14 protein-coding genes and 1 tRNA gene are annotated in these 17,726 nt (G+C 41.0%); 5 read left to right on the top strand and 10 right to left on the bottom strand.

All coding sequences use genetic code 11. The annotated features are described in order from the left end of the window. Positions 1-3 precede the first annotated feature (3 nt). The 5 genes from queC (at position 4) to Q91_RS02425 (ending at position 5,467) form a co-directional block, all read left to right on the top strand. Positions 4-678, top strand: coding sequence for a 7-cyano-7-deazaguanine synthase QueC (gene queC / locus Q91_RS02410; RefSeq protein ID WP_015005290.1), 675 nt, complete (start codon positions 4-6; stop codon positions 676-678). An 88-nt stretch (positions 679-766) separates the two neighbouring features. After that, positions 767-842: transfer RNA gene (locus Q91_RS02415), tRNA-Lys, on the top strand. Positions 843-1,391: 549 nt separating this feature from the next. Continuing rightward, positions 1,392-3,143 carry an alpha/beta hydrolase gene (locus Q91_RS02420; protein WP_015005291.1) on the top strand — a complete coding sequence of 584 codons (1,752 nt, stop codon included), beginning with the start codon at positions 1,392-1,394 and terminating at the stop codon, positions 3,141-3,143. 398 nt (positions 3,144-3,541) lie between these two features. Further along, positions 3,542-3,772 carry a Na+/H+ antiporter NhaA gene (locus tag Q91_RS11850; protein ID WP_202948172.1) on the top strand — a complete coding sequence of 77 codons (231 nt, stop codon included), beginning with the start codon at positions 3,542-3,544 and terminating at the stop codon, positions 3,770-3,772. Positions 3,773-3,784: 12 nt separating this feature from the next. Beyond that, positions 3,785-5,467: a monovalent cation:proton antiporter-2 (CPA2) family protein gene (locus tag Q91_RS02425; protein WP_015005292.1), complete on the top strand. Its 1,683-nt coding sequence runs from the start codon at positions 3,785-3,787 to the stop codon at positions 5,465-5,467. Between the two features lie 115 nt (positions 5,468-5,582). Here Q91_RS02425 and Q91_RS11780 read toward each other — a convergent pair whose 3' ends face one another. From Q91_RS11780 to Q91_RS02470, 10 genes are all read right to left on the bottom strand, one after another. Beyond that, a complete protein-coding gene (locus Q91_RS11780) occupies positions 5,583-5,861 on the bottom strand; it encodes a diguanylate cyclase domain-containing protein (protein WP_255347058.1) in 279 nt (92 codons plus the stop codon). Then, a complete protein-coding gene (locus Q91_RS11785) occupies positions 5,861-6,547 on the bottom strand; it encodes a sensor domain-containing diguanylate cyclase (RefSeq protein WP_255347060.1) in 687 nt (228 codons plus the stop codon). Before Q91_RS11785 ends, Q91_RS11780 begins: the two co-directional genes overlap by 1 nt. Before the next feature lie 49 nt (positions 6,548-6,596). Next, positions 6,597-9,635 (bottom strand): EAL domain-containing protein, encoded by a 3,039-nt coding sequence (locus tag Q91_RS02435; protein ID WP_015005293.1) that lies wholly within the window; start codon positions 9,633-9,635, stop codon positions 6,597-6,599. After that, positions 9,629-9,997 (bottom strand): response regulator, encoded by a 369-nt coding sequence (locus tag Q91_RS02440; protein WP_015005294.1) that lies wholly within the window; start codon positions 9,995-9,997, stop codon positions 9,629-9,631. Before Q91_RS02440 ends, Q91_RS02435 begins: the two co-directional genes overlap by 7 nt. Next, complete coding sequence (locus tag Q91_RS02445) at positions 9,994-11,343, bottom strand: ATP-binding protein (RefSeq protein ID WP_015005295.1); 1,350 nt, start codon at positions 11,341-11,343, stop codon at positions 9,994-9,996. The genes Q91_RS02440 and Q91_RS02445 overlap by 4 nt, the downstream gene beginning before the upstream one ends. 11 nt (positions 11,344-11,354) lie before the next feature. Continuing rightward, positions 11,355-11,738, bottom strand: a complete 384-nt coding sequence (locus tag Q91_RS02450) for a response regulator (protein ID WP_015005296.1) — start codon at positions 11,736-11,738, stop codon at positions 11,355-11,357. A 25-nt stretch (positions 11,739-11,763) separates the two neighbouring features. Next, a complete protein-coding gene (locus tag Q91_RS02455; protein WP_015005297.1) occupies positions 11,764-14,157 on the bottom strand; it encodes a response regulator in 2,394 nt (797 codons plus the stop codon). 146 nt (positions 14,158-14,303) lie between these two features. After that, a complete protein-coding gene (locus Q91_RS02460) occupies positions 14,304-14,654 on the bottom strand; it encodes a rhodanese-like domain-containing protein (RefSeq protein WP_015005298.1) in 351 nt (116 codons plus the stop codon). Between the two features lie 98 nt (positions 14,655-14,752). Next, a complete protein-coding gene (locus Q91_RS02465) occupies positions 14,753-16,198 on the bottom strand; it encodes an aldehyde dehydrogenase family protein (RefSeq protein ID WP_015005299.1) in 1,446 nt (481 codons plus the stop codon). Positions 16,199-16,255: 57 nt separating this feature from the next. Further along, positions 16,256-17,701, bottom strand: coding sequence for an aldehyde dehydrogenase family protein (locus tag Q91_RS02470; RefSeq protein WP_015005300.1), 1,446 nt, complete (start codon positions 17,699-17,701; stop codon positions 16,256-16,258). Positions 17,702-17,726: the final 25 nt, after the last annotated feature.

Below are 17,726 nucleotides of genomic sequence, written 5' to 3' on the forward strand. Positions count from 1 at the left end.
AGAATGTTAAAAAAAGCAGTTATATTAGTGTCGGGAGGTCTTGATTCGGCTACTGTATTGGCTATTGCCAAGTCGCAAGGCTATGAGTGTTATGCGCTTAGTTTTGACTATGGGCAACGCCATGACTCAGAATTAGAAGCGGCTAGTCGACTCGCCAAAATTTATGATGTGCAAGAGCATAAAATCATTGAATTAGGGATGGGAGAGTTTGGTGGTTCTGCGTTAACAGACGACGAAATAAACGTTCCAACCGAAAAAGCAACGGGAATTCCCGTCACTTACGTGCCAGCTAGAAACACTGTATTTTTGTCAATCGCACTAGGGTGGGCCGAAGTTCTTTCGGCATGGGATATTTTTATAGGTGTTAATGCGGTGGATTATTCAGGTTACCCCGATTGTCGACAGGAGTTTATTAACGCATTTGAAAACTTAGCCAATTTAGCGACTAAGGCAGGTGTGGAAGAAGGTGGCTTTAAAATACATACACCGCTCATTAACCTGAGCAAAGCACAAATAATCCAAAAGGGTGAAGCCTTAAACGTTGATTACAGTGAAACAGTCTCATGTTATCAGGCTAATACTAAAGGTGAAGCATGCGGAGAATGTGAGTCTTGCCGCTTACGTCAACAAGGCTTTGAAAAAGCAAAAGTACAAGACCCGACACGATATCAGCACTAAATATTAATATTAGTCTTAAAAGTAACATTTAAACACTACATTCGACTTGCCTTTTTGCGTCAATCCGGTATCATTCTCGCCTCTTGGAGGGTCGTTAGCTCAGCTGGTAGAGCACCGCACTTTTAATGCGATGGTCGCGCGTTCGAATCGCGCACGACCCACCATCCTAATCAAAAAAAGCCGACATAATCGTCGGTTTTTTTGTGCCCGTAGGTTGGGTACGCTGCTTAAACTCAACACGCCAACCAGACACATTGTGATCCAGTACTCTTTGACTGGATCTCCAGCATTTTAGATTTGATGCGCGGCTTTGTACGAGACCAAAATATTACTGTTTACCGATTACCGATAGTACAACGAGGTAGTTCGATAGCACTTTATCTTGGGCTGTTTCTTTTTTTGCTACCGCTGTTATTTTATCTGGGTTTGTAACACTTATATCGAATAGGCCAGATGCTGTGCAGTATTTAACTTAGCTTGATCCTTTGCGTTATTTTTAATTATGATCAGATCTGTTTTTATGAAAGGAGTAGAACTTGCATTGTTATGGACAAAGTATTGGCCAATGCTGGTTATCGCCTTACTTTCACTGATTACAGCACGGTGGTTAGTTAAATATCAAATGTATTAAGTAGACCTTATTAAATCGTTATATTCTCTTTACATTAGTGTGGAAATGGATATTTAATTGATTATAAAGGCAAGGAGTCATTATGGAACATAGAGACCCTAGTAAAAGTGTTAACACGTTAGACCGTATTATTCACGCTGCTGAAGGAAAAATAACGGCGGGGATTTCACCAACATCAATGATGTTAGCTTATATCGATTGGGCTATACATTTGGCTAATTCGCCTGGGAAACAAGGCGAGCTGATTAAAAAAGCGATGAAAAAAAATAGCCGCTTTTTGAGTTATGTTGTTAAGTGTTTGACTCACCTTGGAAATGATGTGGACAACCAGCGTTGTATAGAACCGTTGCCACAAGATAAGCGCTTTGAATCAGATGCATGGAAGAGATTACCGTTTTCACTTTATGCTCAGTCATTTTTATTGACTCAGCAGTGGTGGCACAACGCGATAACGGGTGTTAATGGTGTTTCTAAGCATCATGAGAATGTTGTTTCGTTTACGACACGCCAGTTGCTGGATGTGATCTCTCCCTCAAATTTTTTGCTGACAAACCCGGATTTATTAAAGGTCACCGAACAAGAAGGGGGGCAAAACTTAGTAAGGGGAATGCAAAACCTCTTGGAAGATTGGGGACGAAGTAGCAGGGGTGAAGGCCCTGTCGGTATTGAAGCATTCAAAATAGGGGAAAACCTAGCCACAACGCCAGGGAAGGTTGTGTATAGCAATCACTTGATTGAATTGATTCAATATAGCCCGACGACTGACAAGGTTTATGCGGAGCCGATTCTTTTTGTGCCAGCTTGGATTATGAAGTACTACATCATGGATTTATCTGAACATAATTCAATGGTTAAGTTCTTGGTCGATAATGGGTATACGGTTTTTATGATTTCTTGGAAGAACCCAACAGAGGAAGATCGTGATTTAACACTAGAAAATTATATAGACTTGGGTGTAGGGCATGCATTAGAGCAAGTTTCATCAGTGATACCGAATAAAAAAATTCATACAGTTGGTTATTGTTTAGGAGGGACCTTATTAACATTGGTTGCCGCAGCATTGGCTAAAGAAGATAACAGTATCATTGGTTCAATTACGTTATTTGCTGCACAGACTGATTTCTCAGAGGCTGGAGAGTTAATGCTTTTTATTGACCACAGTCAGGTTGCTTACTTAGAGGATATGATGTGGGAACAAGGTTACCTAGATACAAAACAGATGAAGGGAGCATTCCAGTTATTGCGCTCCAATGATTTAATCTGGTCAAGGGTATTACATGATTATTTGTTGGGGCAACGCGCACCAATGAATGACTTAATGGCTTGGAATAGCGATGCAACAAGAATGCCTTACAAAATGCACTCTGAGTATCTTGAACAGCTTTTCATGAATAATGATTTTTCAGAACATCGTTACAAGGTCCATGGTAAACCTGTTTCTTTAGGGGATATTGATTGTCCGCTCTTTGTTGTAGGAGCGGAGAAGGATCATGTAGCACCATGGAAATCAGTCTACAAAATCAAACACTTAACGCGTACAGAAGTGACCTTTTTACTGACTAGTGGTGGACATAATGCAGGGATCATTAGTCAGCCTGGTCACCCAAACCGTCATTACCGTGTTTCATTAAAGAAAAAAAGTGATAAGTACCTTTCACCTGATAAATGGTTGGAGTCAACAGGTGTTAAAGAAGGTTCATGGTGGTTGGAATGGGAGCGCTGGTTGGTCAGTAAAAATGAGGCGGAAAAGGTCGCACCACCAAAAATGGGTATAAAGGGTAGCGTGGCTAAAAGCTTGATAGATGCTCCAGGACATTATGTTTTAGAACATTAAGTGTTTGATCAGATCAAATAAAAATACTCACTAGGCTTGAAGAGAACTTAAGGTCAAACAAAGATTGTTATGTAGATGGGCTGGCTATTAACACGGAGGTGTTGGAAGCAGAACTTGCGGATACTAAGTGTATATCATCATTTAAGTGAAGCTAAAACAATATTAAAAGCCGATGTTAGTAAAGTTAATGTAGCTTTATATACGATAACTGCCAAAGAGGTGGTTTCGAGGTTATTGGCGCGGTTGGTGGGGTGGTTTTTCTCATCTTACCTTTATTTGCATTTTTTAATGCGGGTGATATATCTCTAAACCAAAGGCTGGCTCAGTAACTGTTGGCATCATGCTGGGTTTGTTTTTAGGTAAGCAATTAGTTTTTTTTTGGTTTTAGTTGGTTAGCCATTAAGTTAAAATTAGAGGCACTATCTAGTGGAAGTAATTGGATGCAATTATATGGAGTCTCTATTCTGACTGGTATAGGTTTCATGATGAGCTTGTTTATTGTCTCTCTAACCTCCACCGATGCCAGCTTGTTTCAATATACTGATAAACTAGCTATCTTGTTGGGTTCCTTTGCATCGGGAGTTTTTGGTTACTGGATCCTTAATTGTTGCAGAAAACAGTCTACTTAGAAGGGTAGAGATATGTCATCGGGTTATCTTGAAGATTTAATTATTCTACTGGTGGCTGCCGTAGCGGTGGTGCCGATATGCCAAACGTTAAAACTGGGTGCTGTTCCTGGCTTTTTGATTGCAGGTTTAGCTGTTGGTCCATCCGGCCTAGGGCTCATTCATAATCTATCTGAAATCCGTCACTTTGCTGAAATAGGCATAGCCTTTCTTTTATTTGTGATTGGGATTGAGCTTAAGCCGTCGCGACTCTGGCAGATGAAACGAATGGTTTTTGGTTTAGGTACGCTCCAAGTGCTGATAACAGGCTTGGTCCTTGTTGCAGTGAGTTACTATGTTTTTGAAGTTCCATTACAAGCAGCAGCTATTATTGGTCCGGCATTAGCGCTGTCATCAACAGCTTTTGTTTTGCAACTTTTAAGTGAACAACGTTTGTTGAAATCAACATACGGTAGAACATCATTTTCGATTCTCCTTCTTCAGGATTTGGCCGTTGTGCCGTTACTGGCATTGGTCAGTCTTTTAGGCGCGTCAGAAATAAGTATGGGGGATGATATTGGTTTAGCGCTGGCAGAGTCTGTATTTACTCTGTTGATGGTGATTTTATTTGGGCGCTATTTTTTACACCCTGTTCTTCATCGGATTGCGTTAACAAAAATTCCAGAAGTGTTTACGGCGTCAGCTATATTGGTTGTTCTTGGTGTGTCGTTGATTGCCGAGAAGGTTGGCTTATCAATGGCGATGGGCGCGTTTATAGTTGGTATGCTGATGTCTGATTCATCCTATAAACATCAGGTTATTTCTGAAATTAAACCGTTTAGAGGGCTGCTATTGGGGTTGTTTTTTATGACAATGGGGATGTCATTAAACCTTGGCTTGCTGATTGATCAGCCGTTGCTTTCAATGGGGCTAGTTGCGTTATTGATTGGTATCAAAATACTGATTTTATTCCCATTAACTTATATGTTTGGTTTAAGTAAGGGGAAAAGCTTAGCGGTTTCATTGGTTTTGGCTCAAAGTGGTGAATTTGCATTGGTGCTGTTTTCCTTATCACTAGACTCAGGCATTTTAGCGCCGGCCCTTCATCAACAACTGTTATTAGTGATCTTAATTAGTTTATTAGTCACGCCAATATTGGCCGAATGTGCAAGAAAGGTGGTGACGAAGAAGAAATTGATAGGAATAAACCCTTCCGAAGTGCCTAAATCATCGCCAATAATACTAGCGGGTTTTGGTCGTGTTGGGCATCGGATAGGAGATATTCTAAAGTTAGCGGGAAAGCCCTTTGTTGCTATTGATATCGACCCTAATATTGTTCGAAAATCTCAAGCGAATAACCTTCCTGTCTATTATGGAGATGTTTGTAATAAAGGATTGCTTGATTCAGTTGGTGTCGGAGATTCGCGCATAGTCATTGTGACGGTTAATGATATGGAAACATCAAAATTAATTGTTGGGTCTTTACGGCAAACTTACCCAGATTTAGCGATTTACGTTAGGGGTGGCAATTCATTAGAGTGTACCCAGTTATTAGAAGTAGGGGCCTCAGCAGCTGTATCAGACACCATAGAAGCGAGCATTGAATTGGCTGGGATGGGGTTAACTTCATTAAAGGTAGCGGAAAAAGAAAAGAAAAGTATTCTGACCAACTACGCTAAACATTATTATGAGCAAATAAAACTAGCGAAGAAATACTAGCTTGGTTTGTTTAGATTGAACAGCGCTATCAATCACCTAAAATAAAACTTTTGTGAGAATAAAAAAGTTTTATTTTCAGTAGCGGTACTTCTATGGTTTATTTTTTTTAGTTTAGTTATTTACGGGACGTATTTTTTTGTTGGTACATTAATGAGTCGGCTTGGTTTAATAAAGACTCTATTGATGGGGTTTGTTCTAGATTAATGGGGATAATACCTTCACTGAATTCAATGTTATAACCACGATTGGCTGTTTTATTGTATAGCCTTAGAGCACGACGAAAACGGGCCATTGTTTTTTCGGCAGGTTGAGCGAAGGTGTCAGTTAATAAAATAGCGAATTCATCACCTCCTATCCGTGCAAACACGTCAGACTTCCTGAATGATTTTTTCATTAATTCTCAGCAAAGGCAATTAGCGCAGTGTCTCCTTCAGCATGTCCAAATGTATCATTAATGGGTTTAAAACTATTGAGGTCTAGAAAAGCAATCGAAACAGGAATATTTTGGCGGGTGCATATTGTTAGACTATGTTCAGCTAATTTAATAAAGCCTCTTCGGTTAGATATTTTTGTGAGTTCATCAAGCGTTGCTAGTTCGATAGCCATCAGTTCGCGTGATGCAAGGTCAGCAAGATCATTCAAGATATCTAAGTCTTCTTGACTAATATCTCTGGGCTCTTGATCAATAATACATAACGTGCCCAACATACTGCCGTCTAAGTGCCTTAGTGGGCAACCAGCATAGAAACGAATGCACGGGTCATTTAGCACGAGTGGGTTATCTGCAAAACGTGGGTCAACCAGTGTGTCAGGGACGATGAAAATGTCATTACCCAAAATAGTATGCCCACAAAACGAAATATCTCGGGGTGTTTCACAGACACTAAGGCCAACACAAGATTTGAACCATTGACGGTTTTCATCTACAAGGCTGACCAGAGCAATGGGAACATTAAACATGCGTTTAGCTAGGCGTGTTAAACGGTCAAACCGCTCTTCTGGCGGCGTGTCTAAGACATTGAGTGAATGAAGTGCTTTGAGACGGCTTTGCTCATTATCCGGAATGATTGGTTTTTCCATTAAACCCTCTTTAGTTTAAGGTATCTTTATAGAGTATAGGTGTTAGTGTCTACTTTACTAGACCATTTTTTAGGATTTGTTCAAACTTTTTAACGGGCACAGGTTTAGAGTAAAGGTAGCCTTGACCATAGTCACAGCCCATTTCACTTAATAAGTCTTGTTGTGCTAATGTTTCAATACCTTCTGCGACAACTTCTATACCGAGGGCGTGAGCCATAACAATAATGGCATTACATAACTCACGTTTGTCACTGTTTTCAACAATTTCTTGGGTAAAGGATTTGTCTATTTTTAAGAAGTCAAAGCCAAATTTATTTAAATAGGACAGTGATGAGTAACCGGTTCCAAAGTCATCTAGGGACAGTTTTACGCCGTTATGCTGCATTTGTTTAAATTGCAACATTATGTTTGGGTCTTCTTGGAGTAATAGACTTTCGGTGATTTCAACGACTAAGCCAGGTTCTGGGTAGTTTGATTCTCGACTTAGGGTGTCCATCCAATCGGCGTGTTGACTGAGTGATTTAAACTGCACAGGCGATTTGTTAATACTCACTTGGAAGTCAGCTTGAAAATGTTGACGCCAATGCTTTAGTTGGGCTAACGCCTGTTGAAACACCCAATCGCCAATATCTATGATTAGGCCAGACTCTTCTGCAATAGGGATAAACTGTAGCGGACTAATAATGTCTCTTTGTGGGTGATTCCAGCGTAATAAGGCTTCTGCTTTTATAACAGTGTTAGTTCTTAGCGAGATAATGGGCTGATAATAGAGTTCTAACTGATTTGACGGTAATGCGGTACGTAGGTCATTTAAAATAGAGGCCCGATAATTTGCATTTTCTTGCATGGTTTTGGTGAAGTAACAAAAACGACCTTTCCCCTGAGCTTTTGCGTAATACATTGCTTGGTCTGCATGCCTTAATAAATCAACGATGCTGTCTCCATCATCAGGGTAAAAGGCAATGCCTATGCTAGCGGACACATAAGCAATTTCTGTATCGAGCTTAAACGGCCGGCTTAATGATTCAATAATAGCATTAGCGACGCGCTCTACACTGTGCGGGTTGTTTAAGTCCGTCATAACGATGGTAAACTCATCGCCGCCTAGTCTAGCGAGCAAGTCGGTTTCGCGGACACACTCAGAAATACGTTTTGCCGCGTCAATCAATAATAAATCACCGAGATCATGTCCTAATGAGTCATTAACTTCTTTAAAATGATCTAAATCTGCAAAAAGTACGGCAAACGGAATTTTAGTTCGATGATATTTGGTTATTTCTTCACTAATGCGTGTTTTTAACAGATTGCGGTTTGGCAATTTTGTTAGGCTGTCATGATTGGCCTGTTTAATAAGCAGCTCATCCATTTTTTTCTTTTCGGTAATGTCTGAAAATAATGCCGCACGCTGAAGTACCTCGCCGTTATCATCGTAAATAGTTGTTATTGTTAGCCATTCTGTGTAATGTTCGCCATTTTTCCGTTTATGCCAGACTTCCCCTTGCCATTGGCCAGTATCAGCCAATGATTTCCACATCTTGTCGTAAAATTTTTCATCGTGCCGACCTGATCTTAAAATATGAGGGGTTTTACCAATTACTTCTTCAACAGAGTATCCCGTCACGGTAGTAAAAGAGGGGTTAGCGGTAATAATTTTATAGTCTTTATCAATTAACAACATGGCTTCAACAGAATGTTGGAAAATGGCATTGGCTAGGTTTAGTTGTTTATTAGCTTCGTATCGTTGAATAGCGATTTCAATTAATTTGACATAAAAAGAAAATAACTCAATATTTAGAGTCGTCATAGGCATTGCTTTGTCGCGAAAATGTATAGCAATAACGCAAGTGTCGTCTGATGATGAGAGGTCGATGGGTTCTAACCAGCAGGCATTAAACCCTGTTTCGGACATTATTTTATAGTCAGTTGGCTGCTCGCTACTGGTGGGAAGATGCTCTATGACTTTCCGGCCTTGCTGTATTGCTTGCTTATATAAGCAGTTGCTGGACTCTGTAAAGCTTTGGCTAATAGCTTGTTGGTAACTATCTGGCATTGAAGGGGCCGCTATTAGAGATAATTGGTTCTGAGCGTCAGCTAATAAAATGCTACATCGGGTATGCGGTATTTCATGTTCTAATCCGGTAGCAATTTTTTCTAGTACGGTAGCTAGGTTACGAGAGTCTAATAATTGCCTAAGCACTTCTTTGTGGAGCTGCTCTTGTTGCTCTTTTCGTTTACGCTGGCTTATGTCATGAACGGTAGCCTGGATCAGTAACTGGTTATCTATTACCATCGAGCTGAGTTCTACGGATGCAGGAAATAGCTCGCCATTAAGTTTTTTTAAGTTCCATTCGAAAGACTGTTTTTGTTCCCTAAGAGCCAAAGTAATATATCGTGCGGCAGTTAAGGTTGATTTAGAGCCGTTTGGTTGAGTGGTGGCAGACCAATCGGTTATCTTGGTACCAATAAATTGGTCTCGATGATGGCAGCCAAGCAGTTTTAAACAAGTTGTATTGCAATCAATGAGTTTTTCACTATCACAGATGATGATTGCGGATTGAGCTGTTTCAAATAAAGCTTTGTATTTAATCTCAGACGCTTTAAGGTCTATGGCCTGAATTGCAAGCTTGGTTGAGAGACTTTGGTTGTATTGCTTCGTTAAATTAGTTTCATTTGTATGTGAAACAGGGGCATCTATTGGAGTTTTTTTCTCAACGGGCGAAAGTATATTTTTAATTTGAATGATAAATTGCTCAGGGTCTGTTGGTTTGGCGATGAATAAATCGGCGCCAACTTCTTTTGCTAAAGCTTCATCAACATCTTCAGTAAAGGTTGCTGAATAAAAAACAAAAGGAATCTTTTGATAGCGTTCATCAGACTTAGTAGACAGGCAAAAGCGGTACCCGTCCATTTCTGGCATTAAGATATCGCTGATAATCAGGTCAAATTTTTGTTTAGCCAATTTATCCATCGCATCTTGACCATTTTCTGCGCCAACGGTTTGGTAGCCATGCCCTTTTAAAAGGGTCATCAGCATCAACCGATCATCTTCGATATCTTCTGCAATTAAAATGGTGTTTATAGCTAACATGACGCTAATGCTTGGTGGATTTGATCGATGATAGTGTCTGGGTTAATGGGTTTTTCGATATAACCAGAACACCCTGCTTTGAGCGCTTTATCCTTATCGCCATCTAGAGCATAAGAGGTTAATGCAACGACGGGAATGTGGCGATGGGGTGTGGATTGTTTAATTTGTTGTGTCGCTTCTAAGCCACTCATATCAGGTAGCTGTATATCCATTAAGATTAAGTCAGGTTGCTCATCCAGCGCTTTGTTAACCGCCTGTGTACCATTAACAGCTTCAATGGTTAGAAAGGCATTGTTTTTTAGGATGTAGGTAATAAGGTAACGGTTATCAGGATTATCATCGACAATTAAAATAGTTTTCATTTGCTGGCTCCTCCAATGGGTAGTGTTAAAGAGAAGTTGCTACCTTTATTAGGTTCGCTGGTCATGGTTATTTGTCCACCAAGTTTGTTAGCTAATCGTTGTGAAAGATAAAGCCCTAAGCCAGTGCCTTTACCTCGTGGATTGTTGGCTTGAGTTGGGTTGAGTTTGCTAAACGGTAAAAAAAGTTTGTTGGCATCATCGTCGCTGATTCCGATACCAGTGTCAGAGAAAGTCACGGTAAAAAACGATTCTCTTTGAGTGAGTGAGATGATGATTTCTCCCTCATTGGAGAATTTAATGGCGTTATCCAGTAGGTTAATTAGGATTTGTTTAATACGGCGCTTATCACTAAAACAAGAAAAGCTTTCAGGTAGGTTTGATCGAATAGTTAACTGCTTGTCTAAACAGGCTTTTGAGAGTATTTGGATAACGTCTTTTATTAACTCGATTAGATCAAAATTATGGTTAGTAATTGACACAACACCTGACTCTATTTTACTGACATCTATCACATCATTAATCAGGGTTAATAAGTGAGACGCGCTCTTTTTGACAATGCCGAGTTGTTTAGCTTGTTCATCGGTGATCTCGCCGCTCATGCCTTGCAACATAATGCCGGTGAAACCAATGATTGAGTTTAAGGGGGTTCTTAGCTCATGACTCATAGAGGCAATGAACATGCTTTTTATTTGGTCCATTTCCAGTAGTTTTTGATTGGCGCTGAGCAGGTCTTTGGTTCGTGATGCAACACGGCGTTCTAAATCAGCGTTCAGTAATTCAATATGCTGTTTAAGTTGTAATTGCTTGGCCATTTCTTCTTCTAAATCGGTGTTTTTTTGTTCGAGTTCAAGCAGTTTATCTTCTAGTTTATGGACTAATCGGCTGCTGTATTGCCGTAAATACTGCTGTTCAGATTCTATCAGCGGGCTTTTAGCATCGGGTGTGATGTTGTTCTTTTCAACTTTAAACGGTTTGGCTAACTCTTCTTTGATGATGTTTAATAAGTCTTGTGTTTTTTGAGGTTTGATGAGAAAGCGATTTGCGCCAAGTTTTAATCCAAACTCTTTATCTTTTTCATCGGTATACGTGGCCGTATAGAAAATGAAGGGGATGGAGCAAAAACGATCATTTTGCTGAACTTGTCTGCAAAACTCGTAACCGTCCATAATGGGCATTAAAATATCGCTGATAATTAAATCAATATGGTTAGACGTAGTGAGTTGTGCTAAGGCATCTTCACCATTGACAGCGCTGAGGACCTTATACCCCTCTCGTTGTAAAATGCGTGACAATAACTCCAAGTTTTCTGAAAGATCATCGACGACTAGAATAGTTTGCATGGTCATACTCTTAAGCCTTATGGCTGAGTTTCATCACAACTTTTCTCAGCGTTTTTTGATTGATACATGGCATGTAAAAGCTCTATTTTTTCAATCAGTTGGTCTAAGTTAATGGGTTTGGGTTCATAGTGGTCGCAACCCGCATTAATGGCTTTTTCTTGATCTGATGTCATAGCATGAGAGGTGACGGCGATAATAGGCGTATGCTTGCCTAGCGGCTTTTCATGTTTACGAATGGTTTTAGTTGCCTGCCAACCATCAATGATCGGTAAATTCATATCCATTAAAATGACATCAGGCGATACTGACAGGGCTAACTCAATGCCTTGTTGACCATCTTCAGCAAGGATCATGTGGTAGCCTTTTCTATATAAGCGTCTACTTAACATATCACGGTTCATTTCATTATCCTCCACCAGTAAAATTTTAAGTGTCATAGGCTTTTAGAGCACTAGTTTGGATGCGGTTAATAATTTGCAGAATGACATCATCGGTATTCATGAGTAGTGATGTTTTGGTAATGATTTGTTGAGTCGAGGTCTTTAAGAGGTCTTTTTCAACGGGGGATAGGTCTTTGGCTGTCATAACGATGATGGGAATTTCTTTGGTATTGGGTAGTTGGTGTAGTTTTTCTAAGAATGTAAAGCCATCCATTTCAGGCATCATCAGGTCTAACAGAATCAAGTCGGGGAAGTGGTTTCTTATTTTATTAACGCCTTCTTTACCGTTGAGTGCTTTTGTTATGGTGCAACCAAAATTTTCGAGGGCTTGTTCCAGTTTAGCTATGGTGCTTACTTCATCTTCGATAATTAATATCTCAGGCATTTTGTTGTTGCTAATAGCTTTACTGACGACACGTAATAAATTGTTTTTATTAACAGGTTTGTTAAGGTAGTCAATTGCGCCCAATTCAAAAGCTTTTTTCTTTTCATCTAAAAAGGTGCTCATGACAACAGGGATATGTGCGGTACGTTGATCAGATTTTAAAATTTGTAAAACTGTCCAGCCGTTCATTTCGGGCATCATGATGTCTAATATGATGACTGAGGGGGCGTGCTCACGGGCTTTTTTAACACCAGCTTTGCCATCTTGAGCGGTAATGATCTTAAATGGCATTTTATTAAGGTGTCGGCTCAATAATGTGTGTACTTGGGGGTCATCATCAATGATTAAGATGGAGCCTTTAGGGCTACTTTCAGGCGAAGTGTTTTCTTTTGGTTGTTCTGCTAAATAGGTTTTTATTTTAACGAGGGTTGATATATCAATGGGTAACGTTACCGTAAATGTTGATCCGCTCCCTTTGGCGCTATTGACCTTAATTTCACCACCCATTAGTTGGCAGATTTCCTCGCTTATCGGTAGACCTAGCCCAGTACCACCATATTGTCGAGTCGTACCACTATCTGCTTGAACAAAGGGGATGAAAACTTTATCTAATTGGCCGGGTGTCATACCAATACCGGTATCTTCTACGCTAAAAATGAGTTGTGAGTTTTCCTTTTGTACAGACAATGTTACCTGCCCCTGTTCTGTGAATTTGCTTGCGTTTGACAATAAATTAAGGAGAACTTGGCATACCTTTACAGTGTCAGTAATGCAATCACCAAGATCGTCTGGGCATATAACATTGAAGGTGTTTCCATTTTTTTCAATTTGCTTTTGTGCGACTGTTACGACCTGATTAATAAGTCTTGAAATAGCAATTTTTTCTGGCATCAATTCAACTCGGCCAGCTTCAATTTTAGCTAAATCGAGCACATCGTTGATTAGGCTCAGTAGGTGATTGCCTGCCGTGTGAATTTTTTCTAAGTCTGCTACTTGTTGTGTAAGACCAACGTCTTGAGCATCTTCAGTTAATAATTCGCTATAACCAATAATAGCGTTTAACGGTGTTCGTAGTTCATGTGACATATTGGCAAGAAACTCAGACTTCATTTGGTTAGCTACCTCTGCGGACTGTTTCGCTAATAAGAGTTCTTTCTCGATCGCTTGACGCTCGGTAATGTCACGCATAATACCGGTATAAAAATGCCGGTCAGCAACAACAGTTTCGCTGACAGAGAGGTCCATTGGGAAGGTGCTGCCATCTTTACGAAGGCCTGTTACTTCACGGCCGGTGCCGATATGCTCATTGTGATATAGCTCAGGTATTAATATAGTGATGTTTTTGCCAATGACTTCTTCTGGCTGGTATTGGAAAATACGTGTGGCGGCGGCATTGAAGCTTTCAAGTGTGCCTTTGGAGTCTAAGGTGATAATGCCATCTGCCACGGTGTTTAAAATGGCATTTAAACGTGCTTCACTTTCTCGAATAATAGTGCTGGCCGCCATGGCTTCGTTATGAGCCAGTTCATCTTGCACCCAGTTTGCTAAATCGTTTAGCACTTTTTTTTCAGTGGATGAGAGTTTTTTGGGTTGTGAATCAATCAAGCATAATGTGCCGATAGCAAAGCCACTTTTTGTTTGGAGGGGAGTGCCTGCATAAAACCGAATATTAGGTGCTGCAGTGACTAAAGGGTTGTCTTTAAATCGTGGATCTAAGAGGGTGTCTTGAACTTCAAATACATCGGATTGTAAAATAGTGTGGCCGCAGAAAGAAATTTCTCGGGATGTTTCACACACAGAAAGGCCTTGTTTGGATTTAAACCACTGGCGATCTTCATCCACTAAGCTTATTAACGCAATGGGCACGTTAAAAAACTGCTGAGCAATGTTTGTTATGCGGTCAAAGCGCTCTTCATCTGGCGTATCAAGAACGTTGAGCTTTTTAAGAGCCTCAAGACGTTGAGTTTCATTGCTGGGTTGTTTGGGAGGATCCATCCATGAGTCCTATTCAGCATACCTATGAGTTAACTGTAACTCGATAGTATTATTTTGTACATAGATCTACCTCTCACTTTTAAGATGTTTGAAGTAAAATAAAGTCTTCAAATTAGGTTGATTAGTGTTTTTTTATGTTGTCCTAGCTAGTCAAAAGCCTTCTTGATATCGGCAAATTTTTCGGTAATGGCATGGACATTACGATAGCCCATTTCATGTAGTCTGGCTGCGGCTAAAGATGCACGGCCACCACCTGCGCAATGGATAAGAATGAGAGTATCAGGGTCGGTGCAATGGTTTTGTACTTTCATTTCTAATAGGCCGCGAGGAATGTTGATGGCCTGTTCAAGCTTTGATTCGGCGGTCTCATGTGGTTCTCGAACATCCAAAATAATCAGGTTATTTGACTGCCCGGCAAGTTCTTTAGCTGCAACGGCATCAAGGCAATTGCATATTTTTTGGGCTTCTTTAATAAAATCACTGGCGGGCTTGATCATGAGATTATCCTTTTAAGTAGAAGTTTAATAATAAATTTTTGACACAAAAAAAGCAGCCGGGAAGGGCTGCTTTTTTAATGTTACTTAAACATAAATTCTTAGTGTCCAGCGCTTGCGTCAGGGAGTTGAATGGTAATCCATTTCCACTCCGTTAGTGCATCAACGTCGACCTCGATTCCTTCTCTGCCAAAGCCACTGTCGCCTGTACCGCCAAAAGGTACGTGAGGTTCGTCATACAAAGTAGGGGCGTTGATATGAACCATGCCAGAGTCAATGTTCTCGGCAAAATCTAAGGCTTTATTTAAGTCGTTAGTAATAATAGCCGAGCTGAGTCCATAGGGCGTATCATTTGCCATCTCGAGAGCGGCCTCATAATCTTTAACCGAATAGACCGAGGTTACAGGGCCAAAAGTTTCTTCGTAGCAAACATCCATCTCTTCTGTGATCCCGGTTAGGATCGTTGGCTCACATTTATTACCCTGCCAGTTACCGCCGGTTTCGATGGTAGCACCTTTTTCTACTGCATTGTCTATATGACGGCGTACTCGGTCACGCTGGCGTTGAGAGATAATAGGGCCAAGGATGGTGGACATTTCACGTAAGTCGCCCATAGACAGTTGGCTTGCCGCTTGTTTATAGGCTGCGATGAATTGATCATAAATACCTTCTTCAACAATGATTCTGCTGGAGGCCATACAGGCTTGGCCTTGGTATAAAAACATACCAAAAATAGCAGTTTTGACTGCTAATCCAAGGTCGGCATCTGCCAAGATAACGAGTGGGCTTTTTCCGCCAAGCTCAAGCACAGCGTGTTTCATTTGTTTACCGCAAATTTCACCAATATGTTTACCTACTCGGCTAGAGCCAGTAAACATCACTGTTTTAACCAATGGGTGGCTGTTTAAGGTATCACCTACGTCAACACCAAAGCCAGAGACAACATTAACAGAACCCGCAGGGAAGCCGGCTTCATGTAGTAGTTGAGCAAAGCGGAAAGACAGTGTTGGTGCTTCTTCTGAGGACAGTAGTACAACGGTGTTGCCCGTTGCCAAGGGTGATGCGACTAATTTTGCTGCTTTAATCAACGGTACGTTAAACGGTGTGATGGCAGCAACAACGCCTAAAGGTTTACGTACGCTCATGCTGAGCCGGCCCGGTGTGTCAGATGGCATGGTTTGCCCGGTAACACGGCGAGCAACGCCTGCAGCAGCACGTAAATGAGTAATAGCATAGGCAATTTCAAAATTGGCTTTGTTTATTGGTGAGCCGATTTCGTCAATTAGAATGTCCGTAAACTCAGCACGATCTCTTTCCATTAAATCAGCTGCTTTACATAGCATTGCTTCGATATCTTTTGCTAATGTTTTGCTATAAGTTTGAAAGCAACGATGTGCTGCTTCTACTGCTTTGTTAATATCTGCATCATTTGACTCAGCAGCTTGGCAGTAGAGAGAATCGTCTAACGGGTTTAGAACGTCAAAATATTTTCCACTGTCGGGTTGGGTGTGTTCACCGTTTATCCATAGATCATGTTTGGTAGTCATGTTTGTCCTTTAATATTAAAGTCTTTAAGTTAATGTTTTAATTGGAAAAGCTTGGTATTAGTGGGCTTGATCGTAGCCAGGCATTTGAATCGTAATCCATTTCCATTGTGTTAACGCATCAATATCAACATCAACACCTTCACGACCGAAGCCACTGTCGCCAATACCGCCAAAAGGTACATGTGGTTCATCGTAAACACTTGGCGCATTGATATGTATCATGCCTGTTTCTACTTCATGTGCTAACGATAGCGCTTTGTTAAGGTCGTTGGTGTGAATCGCACCGCTGAGCCCATAATGTGTATCATTTGCGAGTGCTAATGCCTCTTCGGCATTGTCAACAGAGTAAATGGAGGTCACCGGGCCAAACGTTTCTTGGCGACAGACAATCATGTCCTCGGTGACATTGGTAAGAATAGTCGGCTGACAACGGTTGCCTTCCCACTCACCACCAGTAATAAGAGTGGCTCCTTTTGATACGGCATCTTCAATATGTGTGCGTACTCGGTTGCGTTGGCGTGGTGAAATAATGGGCCCCAAGATGGTCGACATCTCATGTAAGTCTCCCATTGATAATTGCTTGGCCGCAGCGCTATACATTTCAACAAATTGATCGTACACAGCTGCTTCTACAATAATACGGCTGGATGCAATGCAAGCTTGGCCTTGATAAAAGAACATACCGATAATGGCATTTTGTACCGCTAATCCAAGGTCGGCATCAGCTAAAACAATATAGGGGCTTTTACCACCGAGTTCTAGAACACAGGGTTTCATGTTACGGCCACAAATTTCGCTGATGTGTTTACCGACTACACTGGAACCGGTGAACATAACGGCTTTTACTAGAGGGTGGTCGGTCAAAAAGTCACCAACATCCACACCGAAACCAGATACGACATTTAAGCTGCCGGCAGGAAAGCCTGCTTCTTCTATCAGTTTGGCAAAACGGAAAGAGACCGCAGGTGCTTCTTCGGAGGTTAATAATACAACAGTATTACCAGTCGCTAACGGCGAGGCGACTAATTTTGCAGCTTTTAATAAGGGAACATTAAACGGAGTAATAGCAGCAACAACGCCCAATGGCTTACGCACACTCATGCTTAAACGGCCCGGTGTGTCAGACGGCATGGTTTGACCTGTGATACGACGTGCGCTACCGGCAGCAGCGCGGAGTTGGCCAATTGTTTGAGTGACTTCAAATTGTGCTTTGTTGATTGGAGAGCCGACTTCATCAATTAGGATTTCAAGGAATTCTTCACGGTCTCTTTCGAGCAGGTCAGCGGCTTTTGTAAGCATTGCTTCACGGTCTTTAGCTAAGCATTTTCGATAGCTGGAGAAGCAAGCATGAGCAGCATCTACTGCTTTGTTGATATCTGTTTGATTAGACTCGGCGGCTTTGCAATAAAGGCTGTCATCTAGCGGGTTAAGGACATCAAAATATTTTCCAGAAGCTGGTTTTGTGTGCTCTCCATTAATCCAAAGGTCATAGGTTTTAATCATAATAAGTATCTACTGTTAGTAAGGT

The organism is Cycloclasticus sp. P1 (assembly GCF_000299965.1).
Lineage (GTDB): Bacteria > Pseudomonadota > Gammaproteobacteria > Methylococcales > Cycloclasticaceae > Cycloclasticus > Cycloclasticus pugetii.